Source organism: Streptomyces sp. NPDC001606, from assembly GCF_053596835.1.
The window spans coordinates 99,468-124,806 of sequence record NZ_JBSFHC010000007.1; the positions used below are offsets into that span (position 1 = coordinate 99,468).

The 25,339-nt window shown below is 72.7% G+C and carries 21 protein-coding genes and 1 pseudogene; 14 read left to right on the top strand and 8 right to left on the bottom strand.

The window, feature by feature from the left end:
- Positions 1 to 27: 27 nt before the first annotated feature.
- A pseudogene (locus tag ACWCV9_RS15745) lies at positions 28 to 228 on the top strand (GNAT family N-acetyltransferase); the annotation flags it as partial.
- 108 nt (positions 229 to 336) lie between these two features.
- On the opposite strand, the gene ACWCV9_RS15750 reads toward ACWCV9_RS15745, so the two are convergent.
- Positions 337 to 783, bottom strand: a complete 447-nt coding sequence (locus ACWCV9_RS15750) for a nuclear transport factor 2 family protein (RefSeq protein WP_450787054.1) — start codon at positions 781 to 783, stop codon at positions 337 to 339.
- Positions 784 to 882: 99 nt separating this feature from the next.
- Between ACWCV9_RS15750 and ACWCV9_RS15755 the strand changes: the two genes are divergently transcribed.
- Positions 883 to 1,476, top strand: coding sequence for a TetR/AcrR family transcriptional regulator (locus ACWCV9_RS15755; RefSeq protein WP_450787056.1), 594 nt, complete (start codon positions 883 to 885; stop codon positions 1,474 to 1,476).
- Between the two features lie 239 nt (positions 1,477 to 1,715).
- Here the strand turns inward: ACWCV9_RS15755 and ACWCV9_RS15760 are convergent, their stop codons facing one another.
- The 4 genes from ACWCV9_RS15760 to ACWCV9_RS15775 are packed head-to-tail and all read right to left on the bottom strand — an operon-like array spanning position 1,716 to position 7,367.
- Positions 1,716 to 2,876, bottom strand: a complete 1,161-nt coding sequence (locus ACWCV9_RS15760) for an acyl-CoA dehydrogenase family protein (protein ID WP_450787057.1) — start codon at positions 2,874 to 2,876, stop codon at positions 1,716 to 1,718.
- 5 nt (positions 2,877 to 2,881) lie between these two features.
- Entirely contained in the window at positions 2,882 to 3,826 is a 945-nt protein-coding gene (locus ACWCV9_RS15765) for a hydroxymethylglutaryl-CoA lyase (RefSeq protein ID WP_450787059.1), read from the bottom strand.
- Entirely contained in the window at positions 3,823 to 5,739 is a 1,917-nt protein-coding gene (locus tag ACWCV9_RS15770) for an acetyl/propionyl/methylcrotonyl-CoA carboxylase subunit alpha (RefSeq protein ID WP_450787061.1), read from the bottom strand. The genes ACWCV9_RS15765 and ACWCV9_RS15770 overlap by 4 nt, the downstream gene beginning before the upstream one ends.
- Positions 5,740 to 5,750: 11 nt before the next feature.
- A complete protein-coding gene (locus ACWCV9_RS15775; protein WP_450787063.1) occupies positions 5,751 to 7,367 on the bottom strand; it encodes a carboxyl transferase domain-containing protein in 1,617 nt (538 codons plus the stop codon).
- A gap of 84 nt (positions 7,368 to 7,451) precedes the next feature.
- Between ACWCV9_RS15775 and ACWCV9_RS15780 the strand changes: the two genes are divergently transcribed.
- The 4 genes from ACWCV9_RS15780 to ACWCV9_RS15795 all read left to right on the top strand — a co-directional run bounded on the left by ACWCV9_RS15780 (position 7,452) and on the right by ACWCV9_RS15795 (position 10,909).
- Positions 7,452 to 8,051 (top strand): SACE_7040 family transcriptional regulator, encoded by a 600-nt coding sequence (locus ACWCV9_RS15780; protein ID WP_385843790.1) that lies wholly within the window; start codon positions 7,452 to 7,454, stop codon positions 8,049 to 8,051.
- 103 nt (positions 8,052 to 8,154) lie between these two features.
- Positions 8,155 to 9,312, top strand: a complete 1,158-nt coding sequence (locus ACWCV9_RS15785) for an acyl-CoA dehydrogenase family protein (protein ID WP_385843791.1) — start codon at positions 8,155 to 8,157, stop codon at positions 9,310 to 9,312.
- Positions 9,313 to 9,359: 47 nt separating this feature from the next.
- Positions 9,360 to 10,226 carry an acyl-CoA thioesterase gene (locus tag ACWCV9_RS15790; RefSeq protein WP_450787065.1) on the top strand — a complete coding sequence of 289 codons (867 nt, stop codon included), beginning with the start codon at positions 9,360 to 9,362 and terminating at the stop codon, positions 10,224 to 10,226.
- Positions 10,227 to 10,558: 332 nt separating this feature from the next.
- Entirely contained in the window at positions 10,559 to 10,909 is a 351-nt protein-coding gene (locus ACWCV9_RS15795; RefSeq protein ID WP_450787067.1) for a hypothetical protein, read from the top strand.
- A 74-nt stretch (positions 10,910 to 10,983) separates the two neighbouring features.
- Here the strand turns inward: ACWCV9_RS15795 and ACWCV9_RS15800 are convergent, their stop codons facing one another.
- Entirely contained in the window at positions 10,984 to 11,775 is a 792-nt protein-coding gene (locus ACWCV9_RS15800; protein WP_385843794.1) for a phosphatase, read from the bottom strand.
- A gap of 88 nt (positions 11,776 to 11,863) precedes the next feature.
- Positions 11,864 to 13,330 carry a PucR family transcriptional regulator ligand-binding domain-containing protein gene (locus tag ACWCV9_RS15805; protein WP_450787068.1) on the bottom strand — a complete coding sequence of 489 codons (1,467 nt, stop codon included), beginning with the start codon at positions 13,328 to 13,330 and terminating at the stop codon, positions 11,864 to 11,866.
- Positions 13,331 to 13,463: 133 nt separating this feature from the next.
- On the opposite strand from ACWCV9_RS15805, the gene speB reads away from it, so the two are divergent.
- Both speB and ACWCV9_RS15815 read left to right on the top strand, forming a co-directional pair.
- Positions 13,464 to 14,444: an agmatinase gene (gene speB / locus ACWCV9_RS15810; RefSeq protein WP_450787070.1), complete on the top strand. Its 981-nt coding sequence runs from the start codon at positions 13,464 to 13,466 to the stop codon at positions 14,442 to 14,444.
- Positions 14,441 to 16,126, top strand: coding sequence for a thiamine pyrophosphate-binding protein (locus ACWCV9_RS15815; RefSeq protein WP_450787072.1), 1,686 nt, complete (start codon positions 14,441 to 14,443; stop codon positions 16,124 to 16,126). The genes speB and ACWCV9_RS15815 overlap by 4 nt, the downstream gene beginning before the upstream one ends.
- A gap of 81 nt (positions 16,127 to 16,207) precedes the next feature.
- Here ACWCV9_RS15815 and ACWCV9_RS15820 read toward each other — a convergent pair whose 3' ends face one another.
- Entirely contained in the window at positions 16,208 to 16,624 is a 417-nt protein-coding gene (locus ACWCV9_RS15820; protein ID WP_450787074.1) for a peptidoglycan-binding domain-containing protein, read from the bottom strand.
- Between the two features lie 321 nt (positions 16,625 to 16,945).
- Between ACWCV9_RS15820 and ACWCV9_RS15825 the strand changes: the two genes are divergently transcribed.
- The 6 genes from ACWCV9_RS15825 (at position 16,946) to ACWCV9_RS15850 (ending at position 25,336) form a co-directional block, all read left to right on the top strand.
- Entirely contained in the window at positions 16,946 to 17,755 is an 810-nt protein-coding gene (locus ACWCV9_RS15825; protein ID WP_450787076.1) for a helix-turn-helix domain-containing protein, read from the top strand.
- Entirely contained in the window at positions 17,752 to 18,618 is an 867-nt protein-coding gene (locus ACWCV9_RS15830; RefSeq protein ID WP_450787077.1) for a helix-turn-helix domain-containing protein, read from the top strand. Before ACWCV9_RS15825 ends, ACWCV9_RS15830 begins: the two co-directional genes overlap by 4 nt.
- 385 nt (positions 18,619 to 19,003) lie before the next feature.
- Positions 19,004 to 19,921 carry a serine hydrolase gene (locus tag ACWCV9_RS15835; RefSeq protein ID WP_450787079.1) on the top strand — a complete coding sequence of 306 codons (918 nt, stop codon included), beginning with the start codon at positions 19,004 to 19,006 and terminating at the stop codon, positions 19,919 to 19,921.
- Positions 19,922 to 20,007: 86 nt separating this feature from the next.
- Entirely contained in the window at positions 20,008 to 21,036 is a 1,029-nt protein-coding gene (locus ACWCV9_RS15840; RefSeq protein WP_450787081.1) for an esterase-like activity of phytase family protein, read from the top strand.
- Between the two features lie 92 nt (positions 21,037 to 21,128).
- On the top strand, positions 21,129 to 24,848 hold the full coding sequence (locus ACWCV9_RS15845; RefSeq protein WP_450787083.1) for an ABC transporter ATP-binding protein: 3,720 nt from the start codon (positions 21,129 to 21,131) through the stop codon (positions 24,846 to 24,848).
- 95 nt (positions 24,849 to 24,943) lie between these two features.
- The gene (locus ACWCV9_RS15850; RefSeq protein ID WP_450787085.1) at positions 24,944 to 25,336 is read left to right on the top strand and encodes a hypothetical protein; all 393 of its coding nucleotides are present in this window, start codon (positions 24,944 to 24,946) and stop codon (positions 25,334 to 25,336) included.
- Positions 25,337 to 25,339 lie beyond the last annotated feature (3 nt).

Below are 25,339 nucleotides of genomic sequence, written 5' to 3' on the forward strand. Positions count from 1 at the left end.
CTAGGGCTCCGCTTTTCCACCTGCCGTTACGGCTACGGCAACACCGTCGCACACGGTGACCGGTACTGGCAGCGCACCACTCCGGCACCGGGTGACGAGTACACCAAGCATCCGGCCGTCGGGAAGGTGCACGCGGTCTACCGGTCCTGGGGCTACGAGGACATCGGCCAGAGTCAGCCGTCGGCGGCTTCCCCACTCCTCACGGTGATGATCCGCGCCACCCGCTGACCGGTCTCGCCTCGGGTGCGGCGGGACTGATCATCTCCGCGCCGGCCCCGGCGTGATCACGGGCTGCGTGCCTTCCGCTCCGGTGGCAGACCGACCTCTCGTCATGCGTCAGGCATCCTGCTGGTCGAGGGTGGCGAGCAACTGGCTCGCGCGTCCGTCCGCTGCGGCGAAGGCGAGGTGGTCGTGGAAGTCGCGGGTCTCGACGATCAGGCCGTTCCTGATGCGCAGGACCTGGATGTTGGCGGTACGGAAAGTGCGGCCGGTGGCGGGGTACAGGCCCTCGTAGTCGAACTCCGCGATCACGACCTCGGGGTCGTCGGTCTTGTGGACGTGGATGTTCTCGGCGCGCAGGCGGATCGCGTCGGCGGCCTCCAGAGCGGCGAAGTGCTTACGGAGTTCCGCCCGGCCGTGGATACGGCGGGGGGGAATGGGCGAGAAGACGATCTCCACCTCGGCGTCCTCCGCGTAGAGCTCGGCGAGTTCGCTCCACTTGCCCGCCGAGATGCGGCCGATCAACCGCTCGAAGATCTCCTGCGGCGTAGTTGTCGCAGACATGGCTACCCCCTGATCTCGCCGCCTATAATCGGATAGGCGACTCCGTTTCCGAACGATACGGATACGTGACTCCGTTTGTCCAGGCATGGCGAGGACCACTTGACGACTGATCAGACTCCGCCCGTCACGGGCGCGAAGCCCTTGCGTGCCGACGCGCGGCGAAACCGCGCGCGGCTGCTGGAGGTCGCTGAGGCGGTCTTCACCGCGCAGGGCACTGGCGCGTCCACGGAGGAGGTCGCCCGCCAGGCGAACGTCGGAATCGCCACCGTGTTCCGGCATTTCCCCACCAAGGAAGCCCTGTTGGAAGCCGTGCTCGTCCGGCGACTGGAACGGCTGGCCGAGGAGGGGCGACGCCTGGCTGCCGAGATCGGCCCGGCGGACGCTCTCTTCGCGTTCTTCGACCTGGTGCTGGATCAGTCCCCGGTCAAGAATGCCTTCGCTGCGGCGCTCGCGGACGCGGGAGTCGATGTCCGGGCTGCCACCTCAGAGGCTGGGCGTGCCCTGGGCGAGGTGCTCACCGCGCTCCTCGACGGCGCCCAGCGGGCCGGCGTGGTGAGACGGGACCTGGAGGTGCCGGAGCTGACTGCGATCCTGGTGGGTACCTGCCGCATGCTGGAGCACCTGGACGGCCACCCGGAGTCCGCGAAGCGCGCCCGTGCGGTCGTCCGCGATGGACTGAAGGCGTGCACCTGAGCGTGGAAGGATCTTTGCCGCACGGACATTCCTGCCGCTGAAGGCGCAGCGGGCAGCCTGCGTTCCGGGGCAGCCCGAAACCGCGAGAATCACCATCTGCGGCTGGAGTGCCGGCCTCGCGGCACCACCGTGTCCTGCGCAGTCCGTCACATGTGCCGCCTGGACGGACGCGCCTGTGCCAGGGTGACCGTCGTACCGCACCGGTACGCCGCTCCCCCTGACACCGACCCGGAACTACCTCAGCTCACCAGTCCCAGCTCGCGCGCGATCAGCATGCGCTGGACCTCGCTCGTGCCCTCGCCGATTTCCAGGATCTTGGAGTCGCGCCACATGCGGGCCACCGGGTACTCGTTCATGAAGCCGTAGCCGCCGTGGATCTGTGTGGCGTCGCGGGCGTTGTCCACGGCGACCGTGGAGGAGTACAGCTTGGCCAGGGCCGCCTCCTTCTTGAAGGGTTCGCCGGCGACCAGGCGGGACGCCGCGTCGCGCCAGGCGAGGCGGGCCGTGTGGGCCTTCATCTCCATATCGGCGATCTTGAACTGGATGGCCTGGTTGGCGCCGATCGGACGGCCGAAGGCGTGGCGTTCCTTGGCGTACTTGACCGACTCGTCGACGCAGCCCTGCGCCAGGCCCGTGCCGAGCGCCGCGATGGCGATGCGGCCCTCGTCCAGGATGCGCAGGAACTGGGCGTAGCCGCGGCCCTCCTCGCCGAGCAGGTTGGCGGCGGGCACGCGGACGTCCTGGAAGGACAGCTCACGGGTGTCGGAGGCGTTCCAGCCGACCTTGGAGTAGGGCGCGGCGACCGTGAAGCCGGGGGTGCCGGAGGGCACGATGATCGAGGAGATCAGCGGCCTGCCGTCCGGCTTGCGGCCGGTGACCGCGGTGACCGTCACCAGCCCGGTGATGTCCGTGCCGGAGTTGGTGATGAAGCACTTGGAACCGTTGATCACCCATTCGTCGGTGTCCGGGTCCAGGCGGGCCGTCGTCCGGGTCGCGCCGGCGTCGCTGCCGCCCTCCGGCTCGGTCAGCCCGAACGCGCCCAGGATCTCGCCCGCGCACAGCCGGGGCAGCCACTCGCGCTTCTGCTCCTCCGTGCCGAAGAGGTACAGGGGCATCGCGCCGAGCGAGACCCCGGCCTCCAGGGTGATGGCCACCGAGGAGTCCACCCGGGCCAGTTCCTCCAGGGCGAGGCCGAGGGCCAGATAGTCGCCGCCCATCCCGCCGTACTCCTCCGGGAACGGCAGCCCGAACAGGCCCATCCGGCCCATCTCGCGGACGATCTCGTACGGGAACTCGTGCCGCTCGTAGAAGTCGCCGATCTTCGGCGCCACCACGTCGTGCGCGAACTCCTCCACCGTACGGCGGAGTTCCTCCAGCTCGGGGCTGAGACGGTGGTCCATGCTGATCACTGGTCCTTGTGGGAGAGAGCGCGGACGGTACGGGAGGGGCTGGGGCGGCCCAGCTGTTCGGCCATCCACACGCTGGTGGCGGTCAGACGGCCGAGGTCGACCCCGGTCTCGATGCCGAGTCCGTGCAGCATCCAGACGAGGTCCTCGGTGGCGAGATTGCCGGTGGCGGACTTGGCGTACGGGCAGCCGCCGAGGCCGCCGGCGGACGCGTCGACCGTCGTCACGCCGTGCTCCAGGGCCGCGTAGGTGTTGGCGAGCGCCTGGCCGTAGGTGTCGTGGAAGTGCACGCCGAGCATGTCCGTCGGCACGCCTTCCTCATCGAGCAGTCCGAGCAGGGCGCGGACGTGGCCGGGGGTGGCGACGCCGATGGTGTCGCCGAGGCTCAGCTCGTCGCAGCCCATGTCCCGCAGCGCCGTGCAGACCCGGGCCACCTGGTGCAGCGGGACCGGGCCTTCCCAGGGGTCGCCGAAGCACATCGACACATAGCCGCGTACGTGCGCGCCCGCGTCCTTGGCGTGCCGCACCACCGGCTCGAACACGGCCAGCGACTCGTCCAGGGTGCGGTTGAGGTTGGCCTTGGCGAAGGACTCGGTGGCGCTGGCGAACACGGCGATGCGCTCGGCGCCGAGGGCCAGCGCGCGGTCCAGGCCGCGCTGGTTGGGCACCAGCACCGGCAGTGCCACGCCGGGCAGGCCGCTCACCATCGGGAACAGCTGCTCGGCGTCGGCCAGTTGGGGCACCCACTTGGGGTGCACGAAGCTGGTCGCCTCGACGGTCGTCAGGCCCGCGTCGGCCAGCCGGCGGATGAACTCCGCCTTGACCTCGGTCGGTACGGCCGTCTTCTCGTTCTGGAGGCCGTCGCGCGCGCCGACCTCGTGGATCCGCACCCGCGCGGGCAGGCCGGACGCCGGTACGGCCATGGGCAGACCCTGCGCGCTCACTCCGCCACCTCCTCGTGCGGGGTGACGACGGCCAGCACCTGGTCCATGGCGACCGTCGTCCCCGGTGTCACATCCAGTTCGGCGACCGTGCCCGCGTGCGGGGCGGAGATGACGTGCTCCATCTTCATCGCCTCCACCACCAGCAGGCTCTGGCCGGCGGCCACCTCGTCGCCGACGGCGACCTTCACCACGGTCACGGTGCCCGGCATGGGCGCGGTGAGGGAGTCCGCGCCCGCGTGCGCCGAGCCGCTGAGCGACGCGGCCACCGGGTCGTGGTCCCGGACCAGCCAGGCCTCGCCGTCCCGGCCGAGCCAGTCACCGGCGCGGTGGAAGGTGTGCCGGACCCCGTCCAGGGTGACGCCGACCCGGTCCTCGGTCACGGTGTGCGTGCCGCGCGGGCTGTACCGCACCGGGTCCTGCACCCGCAGGTGGAAGGCGGGCGGCTTGGGGGTGCCGCCCAGGCGCCAGCCGTTCGGCACCGAGAACGGGTCCGTCCAGCCGTCGGTGCGCGGCTTCAGCCGCTCCAGCCGTACGGCCGCCGCCGCCTCGTACACCTCCTCCGGTACGTCGGTGGAGACCAGGTCGTCCACCGCGCGCTCGACCAGGCCGGTGTCCAGGTCGCCCTGGACGACCGCAGGGTGGGCGAGCAGGCGGCGCAGGAAGCCCGCGTTGGTCGGCACGCCCAGGGTGACCGTGTCGGCGAGGGCCGCACGGAGCCTGCGCAGCGCGGTCGCGCGGTCGGGGCCGTACGCGATGACCTTGGACAGCATCGGGTCGTACAGGCTGCCGACCTCGGTGCCCTCGCTGAGCCCGGAGTCGGTGCGGACGCCCTCGCCCTGGGGCTCGTGGAGCCTGAGGACGGTGCCGCCGGAGGGCAGGAAGCCGCGGGCCGGGTCCTCGGCGCAGATGCGGGCCTCGACCGCGTGCCCGGTCAGGGCCACGTCCTCCTGCGCGAAGCCCAGCTTCTCGCCGGCCGCCACCCGCAGCTGCCACTCGACCAGGTCCAGGCCGGTGACCAGCTCGGTGACCGGGTGCTCCACCTGGAGACGGGTGTTCATCTCCATGAAGTAGTACGACGAGGGGTCGCCGCCCGGCACGATGAACTCCACCGTGCCCGCGCCCCGGTACCCGCACGAACGGGCCGCCTGCACGGCCGCCTCGCCCATCGCGGCCCGGGTCTCCTCGTCCAGGAGGACGCTCGGCGCCTCCTCGATGATCTTCTGGTGGCGTCGCTGGAGCGAGCACTCGCGCTCCCCGAGGTGGACCACATTGCCGTGGCCGTCGGCCAGCACCTGGATCTCGATGTGCCGGGGCCGGTCGACCCACCGCTCCACCAGCAGCGTGTCGTCGCCGAAGGAGGCGCGGGCCTCGCGGCGGGCGGCGGCGATCTCCTCCTCCAGCACGGTCATGTCCCGCACCAGCCGCATGCCCTTGCCGCCACCGCCGGCGGAGGGCTTGAGCAGCACGGGCGCGCCCAGCGCACGGGCCGCCTCGGCCAGCTCGGGGTCCCGGCCGCCGGGCACCACCGGCACCCCGGCCGCCTGCACCGTCTCCTTGGCCCGGATCTTGTCGCCCATGAGCGCGATCGCGTCCGCGGACGGGCCGATGAAGACCAGCCCCGCCTCCTCGCACGCGCGCGCGAAGGCGGCGTTCTCGGCGAGGAAGCCGTACCCGGGATGGACCGCCTGGGCGCCGGTGCGGGCGGCGGCCTCGAGCAGCCGCTCCACCGACAGATAGCTCTCGGCCGCGGGCGGCGGACCGATCCGTACCGCCGTGTCGGCCTCCCGGACGTGCCGCGCGTCGGCGTCGGCGTCGGAGAAGACCGCCACCGAGCGCACGCCCAGCGAGCGGAGCGTACGGATGACGCGTACGGCGATCTCGCCCCGGTTGGCCACCAGCACTGTGTCGAACACGGTTCCCCTCCTCACATCCGGAAGACGCCGAACTGGGGGTCTCCCAGGGGCGCGTTGGCACAGGCGGTCAGGGCGAGGCCCAGCACCTGGCGGGTGTCCATCGGGTCGATCACGCCGTCGTCCCAGAGGCGGGCGGTGGCGTAGTAGGCGTTGCCCTGGCGCTCGTACTGCGCGCGGATGGGCGCCTTGAAGCTCTCCTCGTCCTCGGCGGGCCACTCCTCGCCGCGCGCCTCCAGCTGGTCGCGCTTGACCGTGGCGAGGACCGACGCGGCCTGCTCGCCGCCCATGACGGAGATCTTGGCGTTGGGCCACATCCACAGGAAGCGGGGGGAGTAGGCCCGGCCGCACATCGAGTAGTTGCCCGCGCCGTACGAGCCGCCGACCACCACCGTCAGCTTCGGCACGCGCGTGCAGGCCACCGCGGTGACCATCTTGGCGCCGTGCTTGGCGATGCCGCCGGCTTCGTAGTCCCTGCCGACCATGAAGCCGGAGATGTTCTGGAGGAACACCAGCGGGATCCCGCGCTGGTCGCACAGCTCGATGAAGTGGGCGCCCTTCTGGGCGGACTCGGAGAACAGGATGCCGTTGTTGGCGACGATCCCGACCGGGTGGCCGTGGATGCGCGCGAAGCCGGTGACGAGCGTCTGCCCGAACTCGGCCTTGAACTCGGCGAACCGGGAGCCGTCGACCACGCGCGCGATGATCTCGCGGACGTCGTAGGGGGTGCGGCTGTCGACCGGGACGGCGCCGTACAGCCCGGCCGGGTCGACCTTGGGCTCCACCGCCGGCCGGACCTCCCAGGGCAGGGACTGCCGGGCCGGGAGGGTGGCGACGATATTCCGGACGATCCGGAGTGCGTGCGCGTCGTCCTCGGCGAGGTGGTCGGTGACGCCGGACACCCGCGAGTGGACCTCGCCGCCGCCCAGCTCCTCCGCGGTGACGACCTCGCCGGTCGCCGCCTTCACCAGCGGCGGGCCGCCCAGGAAGATGGTCCCCTGGTTACGGACGATCACCGCCTCGTCGCTCATCGCGGGGACGTAGGCGCCGCCCGCCGTGCACGAGCCGAGGACGGCCGCGATCTGCGGGATCCCGGCGCCCGACATCCGGGCCTGGTTGTAGAAGATCCGCCCGAAGTGGTCCCGGTCCGGGAACACCTCGTCCTGCATCGGCAGGAAGGCGCCGCCGGAGTCCACCAGGTAGACGCACGGCAGCCGGTTGTCCAGGGCCACCTCCTGGGCGCGCAGGTGCTTCTTCACGGTCATCGGGTAGTACGTCCCGCCCTTGACCGTGGCGTCATTGGCGACGATCACGCACTCGCGTCCGCTGACCCGGCCGATGCCGGCGATGACCCCGGCGGCCGGGGCCTGTCCGTCGTACATCCCGTCGGCCGCGAGCGGAGCCAGTTCGAGAAAGGGCGAGCCCGGGTCGAGCAGCGTGTCCACCCTGTCCCTCGGCAGCAGCTTGCCGCGCGCGGTGTGCCGGGCCCGGGCCTTCTCGCCGCCGCCGAGAGCCGCCGCGGACAGCTTGCCGCGCAGCTCCTCGACCAGGGCGAGATGTGCCTCTTCATTGGCCCGCCAGGCTTCCGACGCGGGATCGGCCGCGCTGTGAAGCTCCGGTGCCTCCTGCATCCTGCGGTCCCCTCACCGGTTAATGAGCGTTAACCATTTCCTCCAGGTTAACGACCGCTAACCTCGCTGTCTAGAATTGATTGCATGGTCACCAGAACCGACGCCACGACCCGCCGCGAGCAGATCCTCAAGGAGGCCGCCCGGCTCTTCGCCGAGCGCGGCTTCCACGGCGTCGGGGTCGACGAGATAGGCGCCGCCGTCGGCATCAGCGGCCCCGGCCTCTACCGGCACTTCCCGGGCAAGGACGCGATGCTGGCCGAGCTGCTGGTCGGCATCAGCGGCCGGCTGCTGACCGGGGCCAAGCGGCGGCTGGCGGAGAGTGACGGCCACACCGGCCCCTCGGCGGTCCTGGACTCCCTCATCGAGGGCCACATCGACTTCGCGCTGGACGACCGTCCGCTGATCACCCTGCACGACCGCGAGCTGGACCGGCTGCGCGACAGCGACCGCAAGCTGGTCCGCCAGCTCCAGCGGCAGTACGTCGAGCTGTGGGTCGAGGTGGTGCGGGAGGTGTACCCCGGTCTGTCGGAGCCCTCGGCCCGCTCGGCCGTCCACTCCGTGTTCGGCCTGCTGAACTCCACCCCGCACCTGGGCCGCGCCGGCACCCTGCCGAGCCGCGCGGCGACGGCGGCCCTGCTGCACCGGATGGCGCGCGGGGCGTTCGGGGCGGCGCAGGGCGACTGACGCGCCCGCCCGCGTGGTCAAGCTCACCCTGGACGGCTGGGCCTACCCGTCGGTATCTTCGAATCTGAGCAAGCGCTTAGACAGGTACCTGGAGGTGGGCGGCGTGCGCCGTACGGTGTTCAACGAGGATCACGAGGCGTTCCGGGAGACCCTGCGCGCCTTCATCGAGGCCGAGGTCGTCCCCGTCTACGACGAGTGGTTCGCCGCCGGTCAGGCTCCCCGCGACTTCTACTACAAGCTCGGCGAGCTGGGCATCTTCGGCATCAACGTGCCCGAGGAGTTCGGCGGCGCGGGCCTGGACAGCCACAAGTTCGAGGCCGTCCTGTACGAGGAGACCGCCCGCGCCGGCGTCCAGTTCGGCGGCTCCGGCGTGCACGTGCTGCTCGCCCTGCCGTACATCAAGATGCTCGCCACCGACGAGCAGAAGAAGCGCTACCTGCCGAAGTTCGTCACCGGCGAGGAGATGTGGGCCATCGCGATGACGGAGCCGGGCACCGGTTCCGACCTCGCGGGCATGAAGTCCACCGCCAAGCTCTCCGAGGACGGCACCCACTACGTCCTCAACGGCGCCAAGACCTTCATCACCGGTGGCGTCCACGCCGACCGCGTGATCGTGTGCGCCCGCACCGCCGCGCCGACCGCCGAGGACCGCCGGCACGGCATCTCGCTGTTCGCCGTGGACACCAAGTCCGAGGGCTACTCGGTCGGCCGCAAGCTGGACAAGCTGGGCCTGCGCACCTCCGACACCGCCGAGCTGGCCTTCGTCGACGTCAAGGTGCCGGTCGAGGACCTGCTCGGCGAGGAGAACAAGGGCTTCTACTACCTCGGCCACAACCTGGCCTCGGAGCGCTGGGGCATCGCCTTCGGCGCCTACGCCCAGGCCAAGGCCGCCGTCCGGTTCGCCAAGCAGTACGTGCAGGAGCGCACCGTCTTCGGCAAGCCGGTCGCCCACTTCCAGAACACCAAGTTCGAGCTGGCCGCCTGCCAGGCCGAGGTGGACGCCGCCGAGGCCGTCGCCGACCGCGCCACGGAGGCCCTGGACGCCGGTGAGCTGACCCCCGCCGAGGCCGCCTCCGCCAAGCTGTTCTGCACCGAGGTCGCGCACCGTGTGATCGACCGCTGCCTCCAGCTGCACGGCGGCTACGGCTACATGAACGAGTACCCGATCGCCCGCCTGTACGCGGACAACCGCGTCAACCGCATCTACGGCGGCACCAGCGAGATCATGAAGTCGATCATCGCCAAGGACATGGGCCTGTAAAGGGTCCGCGAGACCGAGGAAACGACTGGCGGGTACAACTGTCTGCCATGAGCCAGGCACTCCAGGATCTCCTCGATCTGCTCGACCTCGAGCCGATCGAGGAGAACATCTTCCGCGGCCGGTCCCGCTCCGCCGTGGTCCCCCGGGTCTTCGGCGGACAGGTGGCGGCGCAGGCGCTGGTCGCGGCCGGCCGGACGGTCCCCGCGGACCGTCCCGCCCACTCCCTGCACGCCTACTTCCTGCGCCCGGGCGACCCCGGCGCGCCCATCGTCTACACGGTCGACCGCATCCGCGACGGCCGCTCCTTCACCACCCGCCGGGTGGTCGCGGTCCAGCACGGCAAGCCGATCTTCCATCTCTCGGCGTCCTTCCAGACGTACGAGGAGGGCCTGGACCACCAGGCCCCGATGCCGCCCGCCCCGGACCCGGCGACCCTGCCCACCTCGCAGGAGCGGCTGCGCGGCTACGACCACCTCGCCCCCGACGTCGTCGAGCGCTTCCTGGAGGCCCGCGAGGCGATCGACCTGCGCTATGTGGACGAGCCGCCGTACGGCGAGTTCGGCGCGCCGCGCGAACCGCACAGCCAGGTGTGGTTCCGCACCAACGGCAAGCTGGACGACGACCCGCTCCAGCACGTCGTCCTCGCCACCTACGTCTCCGACATGACCCTGCTCGACTCCGTGCTGCTCGCGCACGGCCGCGGCGGCTGGGCGGTCGGCGACGTCGTGGGCGCCTCGCTGGACCACGCGATGTGGTTCCACCGCCCCTTCCGCGCCGACGAATGGCTGCTGTACGACCAGGAGTCGCCCTCCGCGCACGGCGGCCGCGGCCTCGGCCAGGCCCGGATCTACACCCAGGACGGACAGCTCGCCATCACGGTGATCCAGGAGGGCGTGGTCCGCGTCCCGCGCTGAGCCGTTCCGCCCGGGTTGCGCGTGCCCCGTGGGGGTCTAGGCTCATGAGTGAAAGCCGCAGTGGACGGCATGCCCGGCCGACGAGGTACCGGATCGTCTCGGACCTCAGCCGCACACCCGGGGCGCGTGAGGCGCACGGGTGACTCGCAGGCGTCGGCGGTGCCCGCCGTTCCAAGGAACGATCTGCGGTGAACCTGAAGACCGTGCCGCGATCGCTTTCCACCGCACGCGGTGACGGCCATCCATTTCGCGTCCCCGTCCGGAGCCGCGAGAGACGATGGAACGGAAGGGCAATTCCCATGCGAGCACAGCGCACGAGGCGTCTTGTCGCGATGTCCGCAGCCGGCCTTGCGCTGGCCGGCGGAGCCGCGCTCGGCGCGGCGGGCACCGCCTCAGCGGCCCCGGCACACCACAACGACCACGGTTCCTACAGCAGGTCCTGCGACGACGACTCCAACCGCCACAACCGCTGGTGGAACGACGACGACTGCGACAACGGCCGCTTCAACAACCGTCACGACGACCGCGGCGACCGCGGCGACCGTGGCGACCACGGCGGCTACGGCGACCGCGGAGACCGCGGAGACCGCGGTGACCACGGCGGCTACGGCGACCGTGGCGACTTCGGAGACCACGGCGGCTACGGCGGCGGTGGCGACCACGGAGGCCGTGGCGGCTACTGATCCCACAGCGTCCTGACACACGATGTGCGGCCCCGTCGCGGGACCGCACATTCGTGTCGGGGCATGTGCGCGGCTCAGGCCGACAGCCCGGCCTCCGCGAGGAGATAGGCGGTCATCGGGTCGTAGTAGCGGGGGCTCGGCACATGGTCGTCGAGCGGGACGGCGACCTGGAGGGTGCCCTCGGACTCGGCGAGGAACAGCGCCGGGTCGTTGCAGTCGGCGTACCCGACCGAGTCCACCCCGTGCTGTGCGGCGTACCCGGCCCAGCCGTGGTCGGCGACCACCAGATCGGGCAGCGGACGCCCGGCCCGCTCAAGCCCCGTCAGGATGGCCCGCATCGGCGCCCCGGAGTGGGTGTGCCACAGCGTGGCCCCGTGCTCCAGCACGGCCACGTCGGCGAACTGCATGACGTAGCCCTCCTCCGTCTGGAGCCCGTCCGGGATGACGACGATCTCGCAGCCGGCGGCGCGCAGCGCGGCGGCCGTGGCCCGGTGCACGTCCAGCAGGCCGCCCGGGTGTCCGGTCGCGAACAGCACCCGCTGCCGCCCCTCGGCCGCCTTGCGCAGCCGTGCCGCCATCCGGTGCAGGGCGTCCACGGTCAGCTCGGGGTCGATGGTGTCCTGGCCGTACCGGTACTCGGGATCGTCGTTGACCCCGACCCGCTCCGCCATCACCGCGAGCACGTCCTGCTCGTCCGCCCACCGCTCACCGAGTTCCAGGCCCAGCCAGTAGTTGCGGTTGCCGTTGGCCAGCTGGCGGTAGTGGGAGAGGTTGTTCTCGCGGGGCGTGGCGACGTCCCCCGCGATACGGGTCCTCACCAGATGGTCGACGAGCTGGGCGCGGCTGGGTGTCCCGGATATCGGCATGCCTCTTATTGTGAGGCAGCCCGCCGCCCCCCGTCCCCGGGATATCGCCCGCTGGGACGGCCGCCGCGCGCGCACGGGTGACGGGTGCTCAGCCCTGTCGCAGCGCGAACCACAGTTCCATGCGCTGGTCCGGGTCGTCCAGGTCGGTGTCCAGGAGGGACGCGCAGCGGGCGATGCGTTGGCGGACGGTGTTGCGGTGTACGTCCAGGGCGACCGCCGTGCGGTCCCAACTGCCGTGCAGGGAGAGCCAGGTGCGCAGGGTCTCGACGAGTTCCGGGCGGCCGGCGAGCGGGGCGAGCAGGGAGCGGGCGTGGGCCTCGGCCTCGGCGGGGGGCACCAGATCGGTGACGGTCGGGCGGGCGCGGTGCCGGGCCAGGGGGCTGCGGGTCGCACGGGCACGGGCCAGGGCGCGGGCCGCCTGGCGGTCGGCGGCCGGCCACTCCTCCGGCCCGACGGCCGCGCTCACCCCCAGGGTCCAGCCGGTCTGCGGCTCCGGTTCCCGCCCGGCGGGCACCAGCACGCGTACGACGTCACCGGCCAGGTCCACCAGCGGCGAGCCCAGCGCCGTCCCCAGGGCGGAGGCGGACACCGCGTCCGGGGGCTGGGCCTCGGCGCGGGCGTGCACCACGAGCCACGGCGCCGGGCCCAGCAGCGGGGCCACCGCGCCGGGCGCCGCGCCGAGCAGCACCCGCACCAGCGCCGCCGACCGGGCCGCCCCGCTGCCGCTCAGCTGCTCCCCGGTGAGCAGGGCCAGCAGCACGGCGGCGACGGAGGCGATGGTGTGGTCGCCGGGGCCTTGGCCGGGCGTGGCGACACCGAGGACGAAGCCGCCCTCGGTGCCCAGGGCGTAGCAGGCCAGACGGGTGGCACCGGCCGTGTCGGCGGCGGAGGCGGCCCGGGGCGCCGTACCCCCCGAGGGCCGTACGACCTCCGCCAGCGCGGCGAGGGCGTCGGCCGCCTCCCGCGCGGGCTTCCGGCCCGCCGCCGCGATCACCGCGCCGTCGGGGCCGTACAGCACCGCGCGGCCGCCCAGGTGCCGGGCCAGCCGGTGCAGCACCGAGGGGACGGGGTCGGGCCGGGCGGCGGCGGCCGCGAGGCTCTGCTGGGCCTCCGTGACCCGGCGCAGCTCCGCCAGCCGGGCCTGCGCCATCAGCTGCCACACCGCCCGGGCCACACCGGAGAAGGTGGTCTGCGGCGGGACCTCCAGCAGCGGCAGCCCGTGCCGGTCGCAGGCGGCGACCAGGGCCGGCGGGACGGTGTCGTGCACGGGCGCCACGCCGAAGCCGAGGGCCGCGCCGCCCGCCGCCACGATCCGGGAGACATAGGCGTCGAAGATCTCCGCGCCGGCCCCCGACGGGATGTGCACGCCGGCCGTCAGCAGCAGCTCGCCGCCCAGCAGATACGGGTACGGGTCGGCCATCTCCGAGGTGTGCGCCCAGTGGACCGCCACCTCCGGCCCGGCCGGGCCCGCGATCTGCCGCAGCGCGAGATCCTCGCGGGCCAGCAGGTCCGACAGCGGGACCGGCGGGGTGGGCGGGGTGATCGGTTCCGGCATGATGTGCGCTTCCTCCACTCCCACCCGCTCCAGATGGAGGAAACGTACACTTCGCAGTCGCTTTCCGGCCACTTAGTGTCGATACCGGTCACCCGCGTGAGCGGTCCCGCGTGAGAAAGAAGGAATGCGCATCATGAACGGCAACGGCACGCCCCGCGGTCCCGTCGACTCCTCCCGCATCCCGCGGTACGCCGGCCCCGCCACCTTCGCCCGGCTGCCCCGCCTGGACGAGGTCGGCACCGCCGACGTCGCCGTCGTGGGCGTCCCCTTCGACTCGGGCGTCTCCTACCGGCCCGGCGCCCGCTTCGGCGGCAACGCCATCCGCGAGGCCTCCCGGCTGCTGCGCCCCTACAACCCCGCGCAGGACGCCTCCCCCTTCGCCCTCGCCCAGGTGGCGGACGGCGGCGACATCGCCGTGAACCCCTTCAACATCAACGAGGCCGTGGAGACCATCGAGGCGGCGGCCGACGAGCTGCTCGGCACCGGCGCCCGGCTGATGACCCTGGGCGGCGACCACACCATCGCCCTGCCCCTGCTGCGCAGCGTCGCGAAGAAGCACGGCCCCGTCGCCCTGCTGCACTTCGACGCCCACCTCGACACCTGGGACACCTACTTCGGCGCCGAGTACACGCACGGCACCCCGTTCCGCCGGGCGGTCGAAGAGGGCATCCTCGACACCTCCGCCCTCTCGCACGTCGGCACGCGCGGCCCGCTCTACGGCAAGCAGGACCTCACCGACGACGAGAAGATGGGCTTCGGCATCGTCACCTCGGCCGACATCTACCGCCGGGGCGCCGACGAGGTCGCCGACCAGCTGCGCCAGCGCATCGGCGACCGCCCGCTGTACATCTCCATCGACATCGACTGCCTCGACCCCGCCCACGCCCCCGGCACCGGCACCCCCGAGGCCGGCGGCATGACCTCCCGCGAGCTGCTGGAGATCCTGCGCGGCCTGGCATCCTGCAACCTGGTGTCGGCGGACGTCGTCGAGGTGGCCCCCGCGTACGACCACGCGGAGATCACCTCGGTCGCGGCCTCCCACACGGCGTACGAACTGACCACGATCATGTCCCGGCAGATCGCGGCGGCCCGCGAGGAGAACGAGAGCAAGTGACCCACGACCACGACCTGGTACTCCGCCCCACCCCGGCGCAGACGGCCGCCGCCCTGAACCCGCCGGCCGGGCGCATCGGCGGAGACCTGGTCGTGGAAACCCTGGCCGGGCTCGGCGCGACGACCGTCTTCGGCCTGCCCGGCCAGCACGCGCTCGGCATGTTCGACGCCCTGCGCCGCTCGTCGCTCACCTACGTGGGCCTGCGCGTGGAGAACAACGCCGGGTTCGCGGCGGACGCGTACGGCCGGATCACCGGCGAGGCCGCCCCGCTGCTGCTGTCCACCGGACCCGGCGCGCTGACCTCCCTGGCCGCGCTCCAGGAGGCCGCCGCCGCCTCCGCCCCGGTCCTGGCGATCAGCAGCCAGGTCCCGACCGCGGGCCTCGGCGGCGGCCGCCGCGGCTACCTCCACGAACTCCCCGACCAGGCGGCCTCCTTCCGGGGCGTGGTGAAGTCGGTGCACACGGTCCGCGCGCAGTCCCAGATCCCGTCCGCGATCGCGGCGGCCTGGAAGTCCGCGCTGACCGCCCCGCACGGCCCGGTGTGGGTGGAGATCCCCCAGGACGTGCTGGCGGCACCCGCGTCCCTGCCGGTGGTCACCGCCCCCGACGCCACTCCGGACGACCTGCCCCCGCGCCCCGAACTCACCGCGCTCGCCGCCCACCTGCTGTCGCACGCGCGGCGTCCGGCGATCATCGCCGGCGGCGGGGTGGTGCGCGCGGACGCCTCGGGCAAGCTGCGGCAACTGGCCGAGAAGCTGGACGCGCCGGTGGTCACCACCTTCGGCGGCAAGGGCGCCTTCCCCTGGCGGCACCGGCTCTCGCTCCAGTCCTGGCTGGAGGACCGCCACACCACCGACTTCCTCGAGGACGCGGACGTCCTGCTGGTCGTCGGCTCCGGCCTCGGCGAACTCTCCTCCAACTACCACACGTTCGCCCCGCGCGGCCGGGTGATCCAGATCGAGGCGGACCTCGGCAAGCTGGAGTCCAACCACCCCGCCCTCGGCATCCACGCGGACGCCCGCCTGGCCCTCCAGGCCCTGCTGGAGACGGTCGAGGAGCGCACGGACCCGACGGTACCGGAGCGGGTGAAGACCCTCCTCGCGAAGGTCGCCGGACGCCTCGCGGACCAGGAACTCACCCTGGAGCAGGACGTGTTGACGGCGGTCCGGCGGGCCCTGCCGGCCGGTGCCCCGTCTTTCTGGGACATGACGATCCTGTCCTACTGGGCCTGGTCCGCGTTCGACCCGCACGGCCCCAACACCATGCACTCGGCCCAGGGCGCCGGCGGCCTCGGCTACGCCTTCCCGGCCGCGCTCGGCGCTGCCGTGGCCGACCCCACCCGGCCGGTGCTCGCGGTCTCCGGCGACGGCGGGGCGGCGTACTCGATCGCGGAGCTGGCGACGGCCCGGCAGTACGGGCTGGACGTCACCTGGCTGATCGTCGACGACGGCGGCTACGGCATCCTCCGCGAGTACATGACGGACGCCTTCGGCCGGACCACGGCGACCGAACTCGCCCGCCCCGACTTCGTCGCCCTCGCCGAGTCCTTCGGCGTCCCGGGCGTCCGTACGACCCCCCAGGCGCTGGAGCATGACCTGGCCGCGGCGCTGGCCTCCCCGGGACCCTCGGTGGTCGTCCTCCCCGCCGTGCTGCGCATGTTCGCGCCGACGCACCTGGGCTGACGGCACGCACGCCGACGGCGGCCCGTCCCTCCCCCGGGGGAGACGGGCCGCCGTCTCACCGGCCGCGCGGGCCGGACCGGCTCACTTGAGCCGCAGCTCCTTCCAGGTCTTCGCGCCGACGATGCCGTCGTACGGCTTGACGTGGAAGGTCTGCTGGAACCAGATGACGGCCTTCTTGGTCTTGGTGCCGAAGTCGCCGTCGACCGTCAGCTTCGGCTTGTAGGCGGTGGTCTGGTTGATGATCGCCTGGACTTCGCGGACGGCGTTGCCCTTCGAGCCGTACTTCACGGTCGCGTGGCCCTTGTAGTAGCCGCAGGAGAAGCCGAAGCCGTTCTTGTAGACGCACTGGTGCGAGGCGGCCGTGCTCGCCGAGGCGGTGTGGGCGGCGGTGGCGGGCCGGGCGGTGGCGGCGCTGGCGACACCGCCGGCCGTGCCGCCGAGCAGGGCGAGCGTCGCGATACCGATGCCGATGGACGTGCGCGTTGCGCTGATGGCCATGAGGTACTCCCCGTATCGGGTCGATGGGATCGGTCGCAACGAGCGGATCGGTGCGGATCCGTCGTTGCACCACCGAGAGTGCAGGCCGAGTCCAGGACGCGCCCAGACCCTTCGGCAAGGTGCCGCACCCACGGGACGTCCCACCCCCCGACCTGCGGGGACGCCCCGCGCCCTGAGGCACCGGCGGGACGGCCGGCCGCCCGGCGGACGCCCGGCGGGCGGCCGAAACCGTGCGCTCGCCCGGCCCGGCCCGCAACCACCGGCGCCCGGCGGGGCATCCTCGTCGGGGAGTGGCAACAGGCATGGGCATCTGGGGGAATCATGTCTCGTTGGAAGCAGCTGCCGGACTCGCTCGATCCGCGCGTGCGGCAACTCGTCGCCCATATGCGGCGGATCAAGGACCACAGCGGTCTCGGACTCCAGGCGCTGGCCGTGCGCACCGGCTACAGCCGCGCCTCCTGGGACCGCTATCTCAACGGCCGTTCGCTGCCGCCGCAGCAGGCCGTCGCGGCACTGGCCCGCGCCTGCGACGTGGACCCCGCCCGGCTGCTGGCCCTGCACGAGGTGGCCGTGGCGGCGGGCCGGGCGACGGACACGCAGGAAGAGCGGGCACCGCAACAGGAAGTCCCGGAGGGGGAGTTCGGGGCGGTGCCGCGCGGGGGCCGGCCCGGCCGGGGGAGGATGCTCGCCACCGTCCTGGCGGCGGTCCTGCTCGCCGCGGCCTTGATCGCGCTGCTGGTCGCCGCGCCCTGGGCGGCCCGGCGGGAGCGCACCGACGAGCGGCCGGTCTCGGCGACCGCCACGGCCTCGCCCACGGATCCGGCGGAGGCACACGGCGCGTTCGTGTTCCGCCCGGGCAAGGACCACCCCTGCCCTGTGCGGCGCGGCGCGGACGGCCTCCTCCACGCCGGGTACAGCGGCACCAGGGTCGCTCTGATCGGCACCGGTTCGGCGACCTGGTCCGTCGTCGAGGCCCAGTGCCTGCTGCGCCACCACGGCATCTCACCGGGGATCGCGGACGGCATGTTCGGCTCCCGCACCGAGCGCGCGGTGGAGCGGATGCAGGACCGGGCGCACCTGCGCGTGGACGGGATCATCGGCGAGGACACCTGGGGGGTGCTGCGCAAATGAGCCCCGGCGAGCGGGCGGTGGAGCGCGAGCGGCTGGCCGAGGCGCTGCGCGCGCTGCGTGCCGGAACCGGGCTGAGCCTGGCCGCGCTGGCCGCGAAGACCCCGTACAGCAAGTCCTCCTGGGACCGCTATCTGAGCGGCGCGACCCTGCCGCCCCGGCAGGCCGTCGCGGCACTGTGCGCACTGGCGGGCGCGGACCCGGGGCGGCCGCTCGCCCTGTGGGAACTGGCCGACGCGGTGTCGAGCGGGCGCGCGGCGGTCGGCCGCCGGCCCGGCCCGCCGTCGCCCGCCCCGGCCGAGCCACGGCCCCGGCCGCCACGGGAGCCGGGGCCGCAGCCGGCCGAGGGTGCCGGGCCCGCCCGCCGGCGTCTGCTCGCCGGGGTCGTCGGCGGGCTCGCGGTGGCCGGGGTGGTGGTGCCGCTGGCGGTCACCGGCGCCTTCGGCGGGGCCGCCGGACCGGGGCCGCGCACCACGCCCTCGGCGCCCGCGCCCCCCTGGCCGGCCGCGAAGTCCTGCCACGGCGGCGGCTGCACCGGCAAGGACCCCGAGACATATGGCTGCGGAGCCGACCCGGTGCCCCTGACCGTCGCCCGGCAGAGCTTCTCCGGGCCGACCGTGGTCAAGATCCGGCACAGCAGCGCCTGTGGCGCGGTGTGGGTGCGGATCGACCTCGGGCAGGTGGGGGACCGGGCGGAGATCCTCGTACCGCATCACGCCCCGGCGCGGATCGAGGTCAGGGACCGGTGGGACGCGAAGGACTCGCTGTCCACCCCGATGGTCGCCGCGTCCCGCTCCGACCTGGCCGGGGTCCGGGCCTGCCTGGTCCGGGCGGGCGAGCGGCACTGCTTCGGCCCGGACCGGTAGCGGGGACGCGGGTCGCCTTCACCGTCGTCCCGTGCTTCTGCACCCAGGCGGTGACCGCGGAACCGACGTCGCCGCCACCGCCGTTCGGGCCGCAGCCCAGCCGAGGTCCCTGGAAGGCGTCCGGGCCGGGCAGCCGTACCCCCGGGTTCGCGAGCAGCCGCAACACCGCCACCGCCGCGAACAGCCGCCCGGAACGCCTTACCTGACTCTCACTCATCTCCGGCATGACGGAAGCATTGCCACCCCCGCCGCTGTTCGAACTCCGGCCCCTGCGAACATGCGTACAACTCGCGGCCGTACCTGCGAGTCCCATCAGTGGGCGCGCACGACCGCGCCGACGGCGTTCAGCGGAACGCCCGTACGAGCTTCAAGGGGGAACCTCTTCATGCGACACCGGATATCCGGCCGCGCGCTGGCCGCCGCCCTCGGCGCCGCGCTGTTCGTCCCGGCCGTGGCCGCCGCCACCCCGGCCGCGGCCACCTCGCCCGCCGTCAGCTGCACCTCCGCCAAGGCGGGCCTGGCGGCCAAGCTCCAGAAGGACATCACCGCCGCCCTCGCGAACCGCAAGAGCACGGTCGGCCTCGGCGTGTACGACCGCTCCACCAAGACCACCTGCACGCTGCGGGCCACCAGCTCCTACGACTCGGCCAGCACGGTCAAGGTGACCGTCCTCGCCACGCTGCTGTGGGACGCCAAGAAGCACAACCGCTACCTGACGAGCACCGAGCAGTCGCTCGCCACGGCCATGATCACCCAGTCCGACAACGCCGCGACCAGCAAGCTCTGGAAGCAGCTCGGCCTGACCAAGATCAAGGGCTTCCTCGCCGCCGCCGGCATGACCAAGACGGTGCCGGGCGCGGACGGCTACTGGGGCCTGACCCAGGAGAACATCACCGACGAGCAGAAGCTGCTCCAGCTCGTCACCGCCAAGAACAGCGTGCTGAGCGACAACGCCCGCGCCTACATCCTGAAGCTGATGGGCCAGGTCGAGTCCGACCAGCGCTGGGGCACCCCGGCCGGAGCGCCCTCCTCTGTCCACGTGCACGTCAAGAACGGCTGGCTCCAGCGCTCCACGCACGGCTGGCGGGTGCACAGCCTCGGCACCTTCAACGGCGCCGGCCACGACTACATGATCTCGGTGCTGACCCAGGACAACAGCACCATGGACTACGGCGTCGCCACCATCCAGAACGTCGCCAGGGCCATCCACAAGGACCTGGTGCCGACCACCCCCGGCACGGCGGTCTTCACCCCGACCGGCACCCCGCGCGAGGCCTTCGTCGCGGTGCCGCCGCAGGGCTGACACACCCCGGCCGACGGGAGGCCGGCCGGGGCGGCGTTCTCGCCGCGGCCTCCCGAAGGTCACCTTCCGGATCTACGGTGGCGACCATGCGCCTGAGAACCTTGCTCGCCACCGTCACCGCCGGCCTGGCGGCGGCCACCTGCCTGACCGCCGCCGGGCCCGCCAGTGCCAACACCCCGGAGAACCACGCCTGTTCGCCGTCCGTCTCCCTCGACCGCTTCTCCGACGCGCTCGACAAGACGACGTACGACGGCACGTTCGCCGGCAACTTCTCCGCCCTCGCGACGGACCGGGACGGCTCGCTCGCGGCCCTGGAGGACCGTTCCTCCCTCTTCGACCTGGACCCGGACACCCTCCAGCCGAGGCGCGTCGTCCACCTCGCCGACGAGCAGGGCGCCGACCTCGACTCCGAGGGCCTGGTCATAGACAGGGACGGCACCCGGCTCATCACCTCCGAGAACGAGCCGTCCGTGCGCCGCTACGCCGCCGACGGCACCCTCCTCGACCGCCTCCCCGTCCCCTCCTCCCTGCTGGTCGCCCCGGCCGGCCGCGCCACCGCCAACCAGACCTTCGAAGGCCTGACCCTGCTGCCCGGCGGACACACCCTGCTGGCCTCCATGGAGTACGCGATCTCCGGGGACTCGGCCGGGATCGTCCGCCTCCAGACCTGGCGGCGCACCCCGGACGACCACTTCCGGCTCGCGGCCCAGTACGCCTACCGCACCGACCCCGGCCTCGGCGTCCCCGAGGTGCAGGCCCTGCCCGGCGGCCGCCTGCTGGTCCTGGAGCGCGGCTTCACCCCCGGCGTCGGCAACACCGTCCGCCTCTACCTGGCCGACCTGCGCCACGCCACCGACACCAGCGGCATCGACACCCTCACCGGCCAGAGCGATGTCCGGCCGGCCGGGAAGACCCTGCTGACCGACATCGCCGACTGCCCGTCCCTGGGCGCCACCGCCAAGCAGCCCCAGCCGAACCCCCTCCTGGACAACATCGAGGGCATGACGGTCACGGGCCGCGACCGCACCGGACGGCTGAAGGTCCTCCTGGTCAGCGACGACAACCAGAACCCGGTCCAGACGACGAGGTTCTACTACCTGCGGGTGCGGGTCTGACCCGGGCCCGAATTGTTACGGCGGGATGAAATCGCCGCCCGAGGACGTTGGTGCCTTCCGGTAGAGCAGGTCGGAAAACCGGAGGGCATCGCGTGGCAGCGCAACGGGGATGGGCACGACGACTGGCGGCCTACGCCTGGCGGTATCCGAAGGACGTCGTCCTGGCGCTCGGCTCCTCGCTGGCGGGCATGGCCGTCATGGCCGTGGTCCCGCTGATCACCAAGGTGATCATCGACGACGTCATCGGCGCCCACACCCGCTCCATGGCCCCCTGGGCCGGCGCCCTCGTCGGCGCCGCCGTCCTCGTCTACGCCTCCACCTACATACGCCGCTACTACGGCGGCCGTCTCGCCCTCGACGTCCAGCACGACCTGCGGACCGAGATGTACGGCACGATCACCCGCCTCGACGGCCGCCGCCAGGACGAACTCTCCACCGGCCAGGTCGTCGGCCGGGCCACCAGCGACCTCCAGCTGATCCAGGGCCTGCTCTTCATGCTCCCGATGACCATCGGGAACGTCCTGCTCTTCCTGATCTCCCTGGCGATCATGGCGTATCTCTCGCTGCCGCTGACCCTGGTCGCCCTCGCCGTCGCGCCCGCGCTCGGCTGGATCGCCCGGCGCAGCCGCACCCGGCTGCACCCCGCCACCTGGTACGCCCAGGCCCAGGCCGCCGCCGTGGCGGGCGTGGTCGACGGCGCGGTGAGCGGCGTCCGCGTGGTGAAGGGCTTCGGGCAGGAGGAGCAGGAGACGCAGAAGCTGCGCGAGGTCGGCCGCCGCCTCTTCGCCGGGCGCCTGCGCACGATACGGCTGAACAGCGTCTACACCCCGGCCCTCCAGGCGGTCCCGGCGCTCGGCCAGGTCGCCATGCTGGCCCTCGGCGGCTGGCTGGCCGTGCGCGGGCACATCACCCTCGGCACCTTCGTCGCCTTCTCCACCTACCTCGCCCAGCTGGTCGGCCCGGTCCGCATGCTGGCGATGGTCCTCACCGTGGGCCAGCAGGCCCGGGCCGGCACCGAGCGGGTGCTGGAGCTGATCGACACCGAGCCGACGCTGAAGGAGGGCACCAAGACGCTGCCCGCCGACGCCCCCGCGACGGTCGAGTTCGACGACGTCTCCTTCGGCTACGACGACGAGCGCCCCGTCCTCAAGGGCCTCAGCTTCGAGATACGCCCGGGTGAGACCCTCGCCGTCGTCGGCTCCTCCGGCTCCGGCAAGTCCACCCTCTCCCTGCTCCTGCCGCGCTTCTACGACGTCACCCGCGGCGCCGTCCTGATCGGCGGCCACGACGTCCGCGAGCTGACCCTGGACTCCCTGCGGGCCGCGATCGGCCTGGTCCCCGAGGACTCCTTCCTCTTCTCCGACACCGTCCGCAACAACATCGCCTACGGCCGCCCGGACGCCACCCAGGAGGAGATCGAGGCCGCCGCCCGCGCCGCCCAGGCCGACGGATTCGTCCGGGAGCTTCCGGACGGCTACGACACCAAGGTCGGCGAACACGGCCTGACCCTCTCCGGCGGCCAGCGCCAGCGCATCGCGCTCGCCCGCGCCCTGCTCACCGACCCCCGGCTGCTCGTCCTGGACGACGCCACCTCGGCGGTCGACGCCCGCGTGGAGCACGAGATCCACGAGGCCCTCGCAGGGGTGATGGAGGGCCGTACGACCCTCCTCATCGCCCATCGCCGCTCCACCCTCAACCTCGCCGACCGGATCGCCGTACTCGACGGCGGCCGCCTCGCCGACCTGGGCACGCACGAGGAACTCCAGCAGCGCTCGGCGCTCTACCGGCGGCTGCTCACCGACCCGGACGAGCTGGGCGGGGTCTCCCCGGGCCATCCCGAACCCGCGGTGCCGGCGGAGGACACCAGCGTCCGCGCCGAGCTGGACGCCGAGTTCGACGCCGAGCGGGGCGTCACCCCGAGGCTGTGGACCGGCGACCGGGAGCCCAAGGACCAGGCGCTCAGCGGCACCCCGGCCACGCCCGAGCTGCTCGCCCAGGTGGCGGCGCTGCCCCCGGCCACCGACACCCCAGACATAGACGAGGCCCGCGCGGTCCGCCCCGAGGACTCCTACGGCCTGCGCCGGCTGCTGCACGGCTTCGGCCTGCCCCTGCTGGTCAGCCTGCTGCTGGTCGCGGCGGACGCGGGCGCCGGCCTGCTGCTGCCGGTGCTGATCCGGCACGGCATCGACCAGGGCGTCAGCAAGCTGGCGCTGGGCGCGGTCTGGACGGCGGCCCTGCTGGGCCTGGGCACGGTCGTGGTGCAGTGGGCGGCGCAGGTCGGCGAGACCCGGATGACCGGCCGCACCGGCGAACGCGTCCTGTACGCGCTCCGGCTGAAGATCTTCGCCCAGCTCCAGCGGCTCGGCCTCGACTACTACGAGCGCGAGCTGACCGGCCGGATCATGACCCGGATGACCACGGACGTCGACGCGCTGTCCACCTTCCTCCAGACCGGCCTGGTCACCGCGTTCGTCTCGGTCGTCACCTTCTTCGGCATCATGGTCGCCCTGCTGGTGATCGACGTACAGCTGGCCCTGGTCGTCTTCGCGACGCTGCCCCCGCTGGTCGTGGCCACCTTCTTCTTCCGCCGGGCGAGCGTGAAGGCGTACGAGCTGGCCCGCGAGCGGGTCTCCGCGGTCAACGCCGACCTCCAGGAGTCCGTGTCCGGGCTGCGGATCGTGCAGGCCTTCCGGCGGGAGCGGGACGGCGCCCGGCGCTTCGCCGAGCGCAGCGCCGACTACCGCTCCGCCCGCATCCGCGGCCAGTGGCTGATATCCATCTACTTCCCCTTCGTCCAGCTGCTGTCCTCGGTGGCCTCGGCGTCCGTGCTGATCGCCGGCGCGAGCCGGGTCGAGGCGGCCACCCTGACCACCGGCGCTCTGGTCGCCTACCTCCTGTACATCGACCTCTTCTTCGCCCCCGTCCAGCAGCTGTCCCAGGTCTTCGACGGCTACCAGCAGGCCACCGTCTCCCTGGGCCGCATCCAGGAGCTGCTGCGCGAGCCGGCCTCCACCGGGACCGCCGAGGAGCCGCGGGAGGTGCGGTCCCTGCGCGGCGACATCACCTTCGAGGACGTGCACTTCTCCTACGGCGCGGACGAGGAGGCGCTGAGCGGCATCGACCTGAGGATCCCGGCCGGCCAGACGGTGGCCTTCGTCGGCGAGACGGGCGCCGGAAAGTCGACCCTCGTCAAGCTGGTGGCCCGCTACTACGACCCCACCTCCGGCCGGGTCACGGCCGACGGCGCCGATCTGCGCACCCTGGACCTCACCTCGTACCGCCACCGCCTCGGCGTCGTCCCCCAGGAGGCGTACCTCTTCCCCGGCACGGTCCGCGACGCCATCGCCTACGGCCGCCCCGACGCCACCGACGCGGAGGTGGAGGCAGCGGCGCGGGCGGTCGGCGCGCACGAGATGATCGCCACCCTCGAGGGCGGCTACCTGCACGAGGTCGCCGAGCGCGGCCGCAACCTCTCGGCGGGCCAGCGCCAGCTGATCGCCCTCGCCCGCGCCGAACTGGTCGACCCCGACATCCTGCTGCTGGACGAGGCCACGGCCGCCCTCGACCTCGCCACCGAGGCCCAGGTCAACCAGGCCACCGACCGGCTGGCGGGCCGCCGTACCACCCTGGTGGTGGCCCACCGCCTCACCACCGCCGCCCGCGCCGACCGGGTCGTCGTCATGGACCACGGCCGGGTCGCGGAGGACGGCACCCACGAGGAACTCCTCGCCCGCGGCGGCCGGTACGCCGAGCTGTGGCGCACCTTCGTCGGCCAGGCCGAGCCGGAGGCGCCGGTGGGCGTGCACGGGTGACCCGTGCTGACGCCCGTGCAACCGTCGACACATGTCGTGCGTCCGTACATCAGTACGGTCCTGGGACACAGGGCCGAGGTACGGGGAGGACGACAGTGGACAGTGGTGCGATACGCCGGCGCCTCGCGCTGGGTGCGACCGTGCTGGCCGCGTCCGGAGCGCTCGCGCTCGCGGTACCCGCGACCGCGCAGGCCTCGGGCGGCGGCACCTGCGCCGGGCACGAGGTGCGGACCCTGAGCTTCCGGACCGGCGCGGTGCACATCTACCGTCACAACGCCTTCGTCTGCGCCGTCACCATCCCCAAGTCCGTCGGCGCCAGACGCCCGATGTCGGTCAGCATCCAGGCCCGCGGCAGCCGCCCGGTCGTCGACAAGGGCACCTTCCGCTACCAGGCCGGCCCGGTCGACGTCCACGCCGGCCACCGCTGCGTGTGGGTGACGGGGGCGGTGGCGGGGCAGGGGGCTAGCTCGGGGTGGATTCTGTGTTGAGGG

Bases quoted from the DNA above. Each gene is read 5' to 3' on its own strand.
- ACWCV9_RS15750 (WP_450787054.1), bottom strand. From the start codon at position 783: ATGTCTGCGACAACTACGCCGCAGGAGATCTTCGAGCGGTTGATCGGC.
- ACWCV9_RS15760 (WP_450787057.1), bottom strand. From the start codon at position 2,876: ATGGACCACCGTCTCAGCCCCGAGCTGGAGGAACTCCGCCGTACGGTG.
- ACWCV9_RS15775 (WP_450787063.1), bottom strand. From the start codon at position 7,367: ATGCAGGAGGCACCGGAGCTTCACAGCGCGGCCGATCCCGCGTCGGAA.
- ACWCV9_RS15780 (WP_385843790.1), top strand. From the start codon at position 7,452: ATGGTCACCAGAACCGACGCCACGACCCGCCGCGAGCAGATCCTCAAG.
- ACWCV9_RS15790 (WP_450787065.1), top strand. From the start codon at position 9,360: ATGAGCCAGGCACTCCAGGATCTCCTCGATCTGCTCGACCTCGAGCCG.
- ACWCV9_RS15795 (WP_450787067.1), top strand. From the start codon at position 10,559: ATGTCCGCAGCCGGCCTTGCGCTGGCCGGCGGAGCCGCGCTCGGCGCG.
- ACWCV9_RS15800 (WP_385843794.1), bottom strand. From the start codon at position 11,775: ATGCCGATATCCGGGACACCCAGCCGCGCCCAGCTCGTCGACCATCTG.
- ACWCV9_RS15805 (WP_450787068.1), bottom strand. From the start codon at position 13,330: ATGCCGGAACCGATCACCCCGCCCACCCCGCCGGTCCCGCTGTCGGAC.
- speB (WP_450787070.1), top strand. From the start codon at position 13,464: ATGAACGGCAACGGCACGCCCCGCGGTCCCGTCGACTCCTCCCGCATC.
- ACWCV9_RS15820 (WP_450787074.1), bottom strand. From the start codon at position 16,624: ATGGCCATCAGCGCAACGCGCACGTCCATCGGCATCGGTATCGCGACG.
- ACWCV9_RS15825 (WP_450787076.1), top strand. From the start codon at position 16,946: ATGTCTCGTTGGAAGCAGCTGCCGGACTCGCTCGATCCGCGCGTGCGG.
- ACWCV9_RS15830 (WP_450787077.1), top strand. From the start codon at position 17,752: ATGAGCCCCGGCGAGCGGGCGGTGGAGCGCGAGCGGCTGGCCGAGGCG.
- ACWCV9_RS15835 (WP_450787079.1), top strand. From the start codon at position 19,004: ATGCGACACCGGATATCCGGCCGCGCGCTGGCCGCCGCCCTCGGCGCC.
- ACWCV9_RS15840 (WP_450787081.1), top strand. From the start codon at position 20,008: ATGCGCCTGAGAACCTTGCTCGCCACCGTCACCGCCGGCCTGGCGGCG.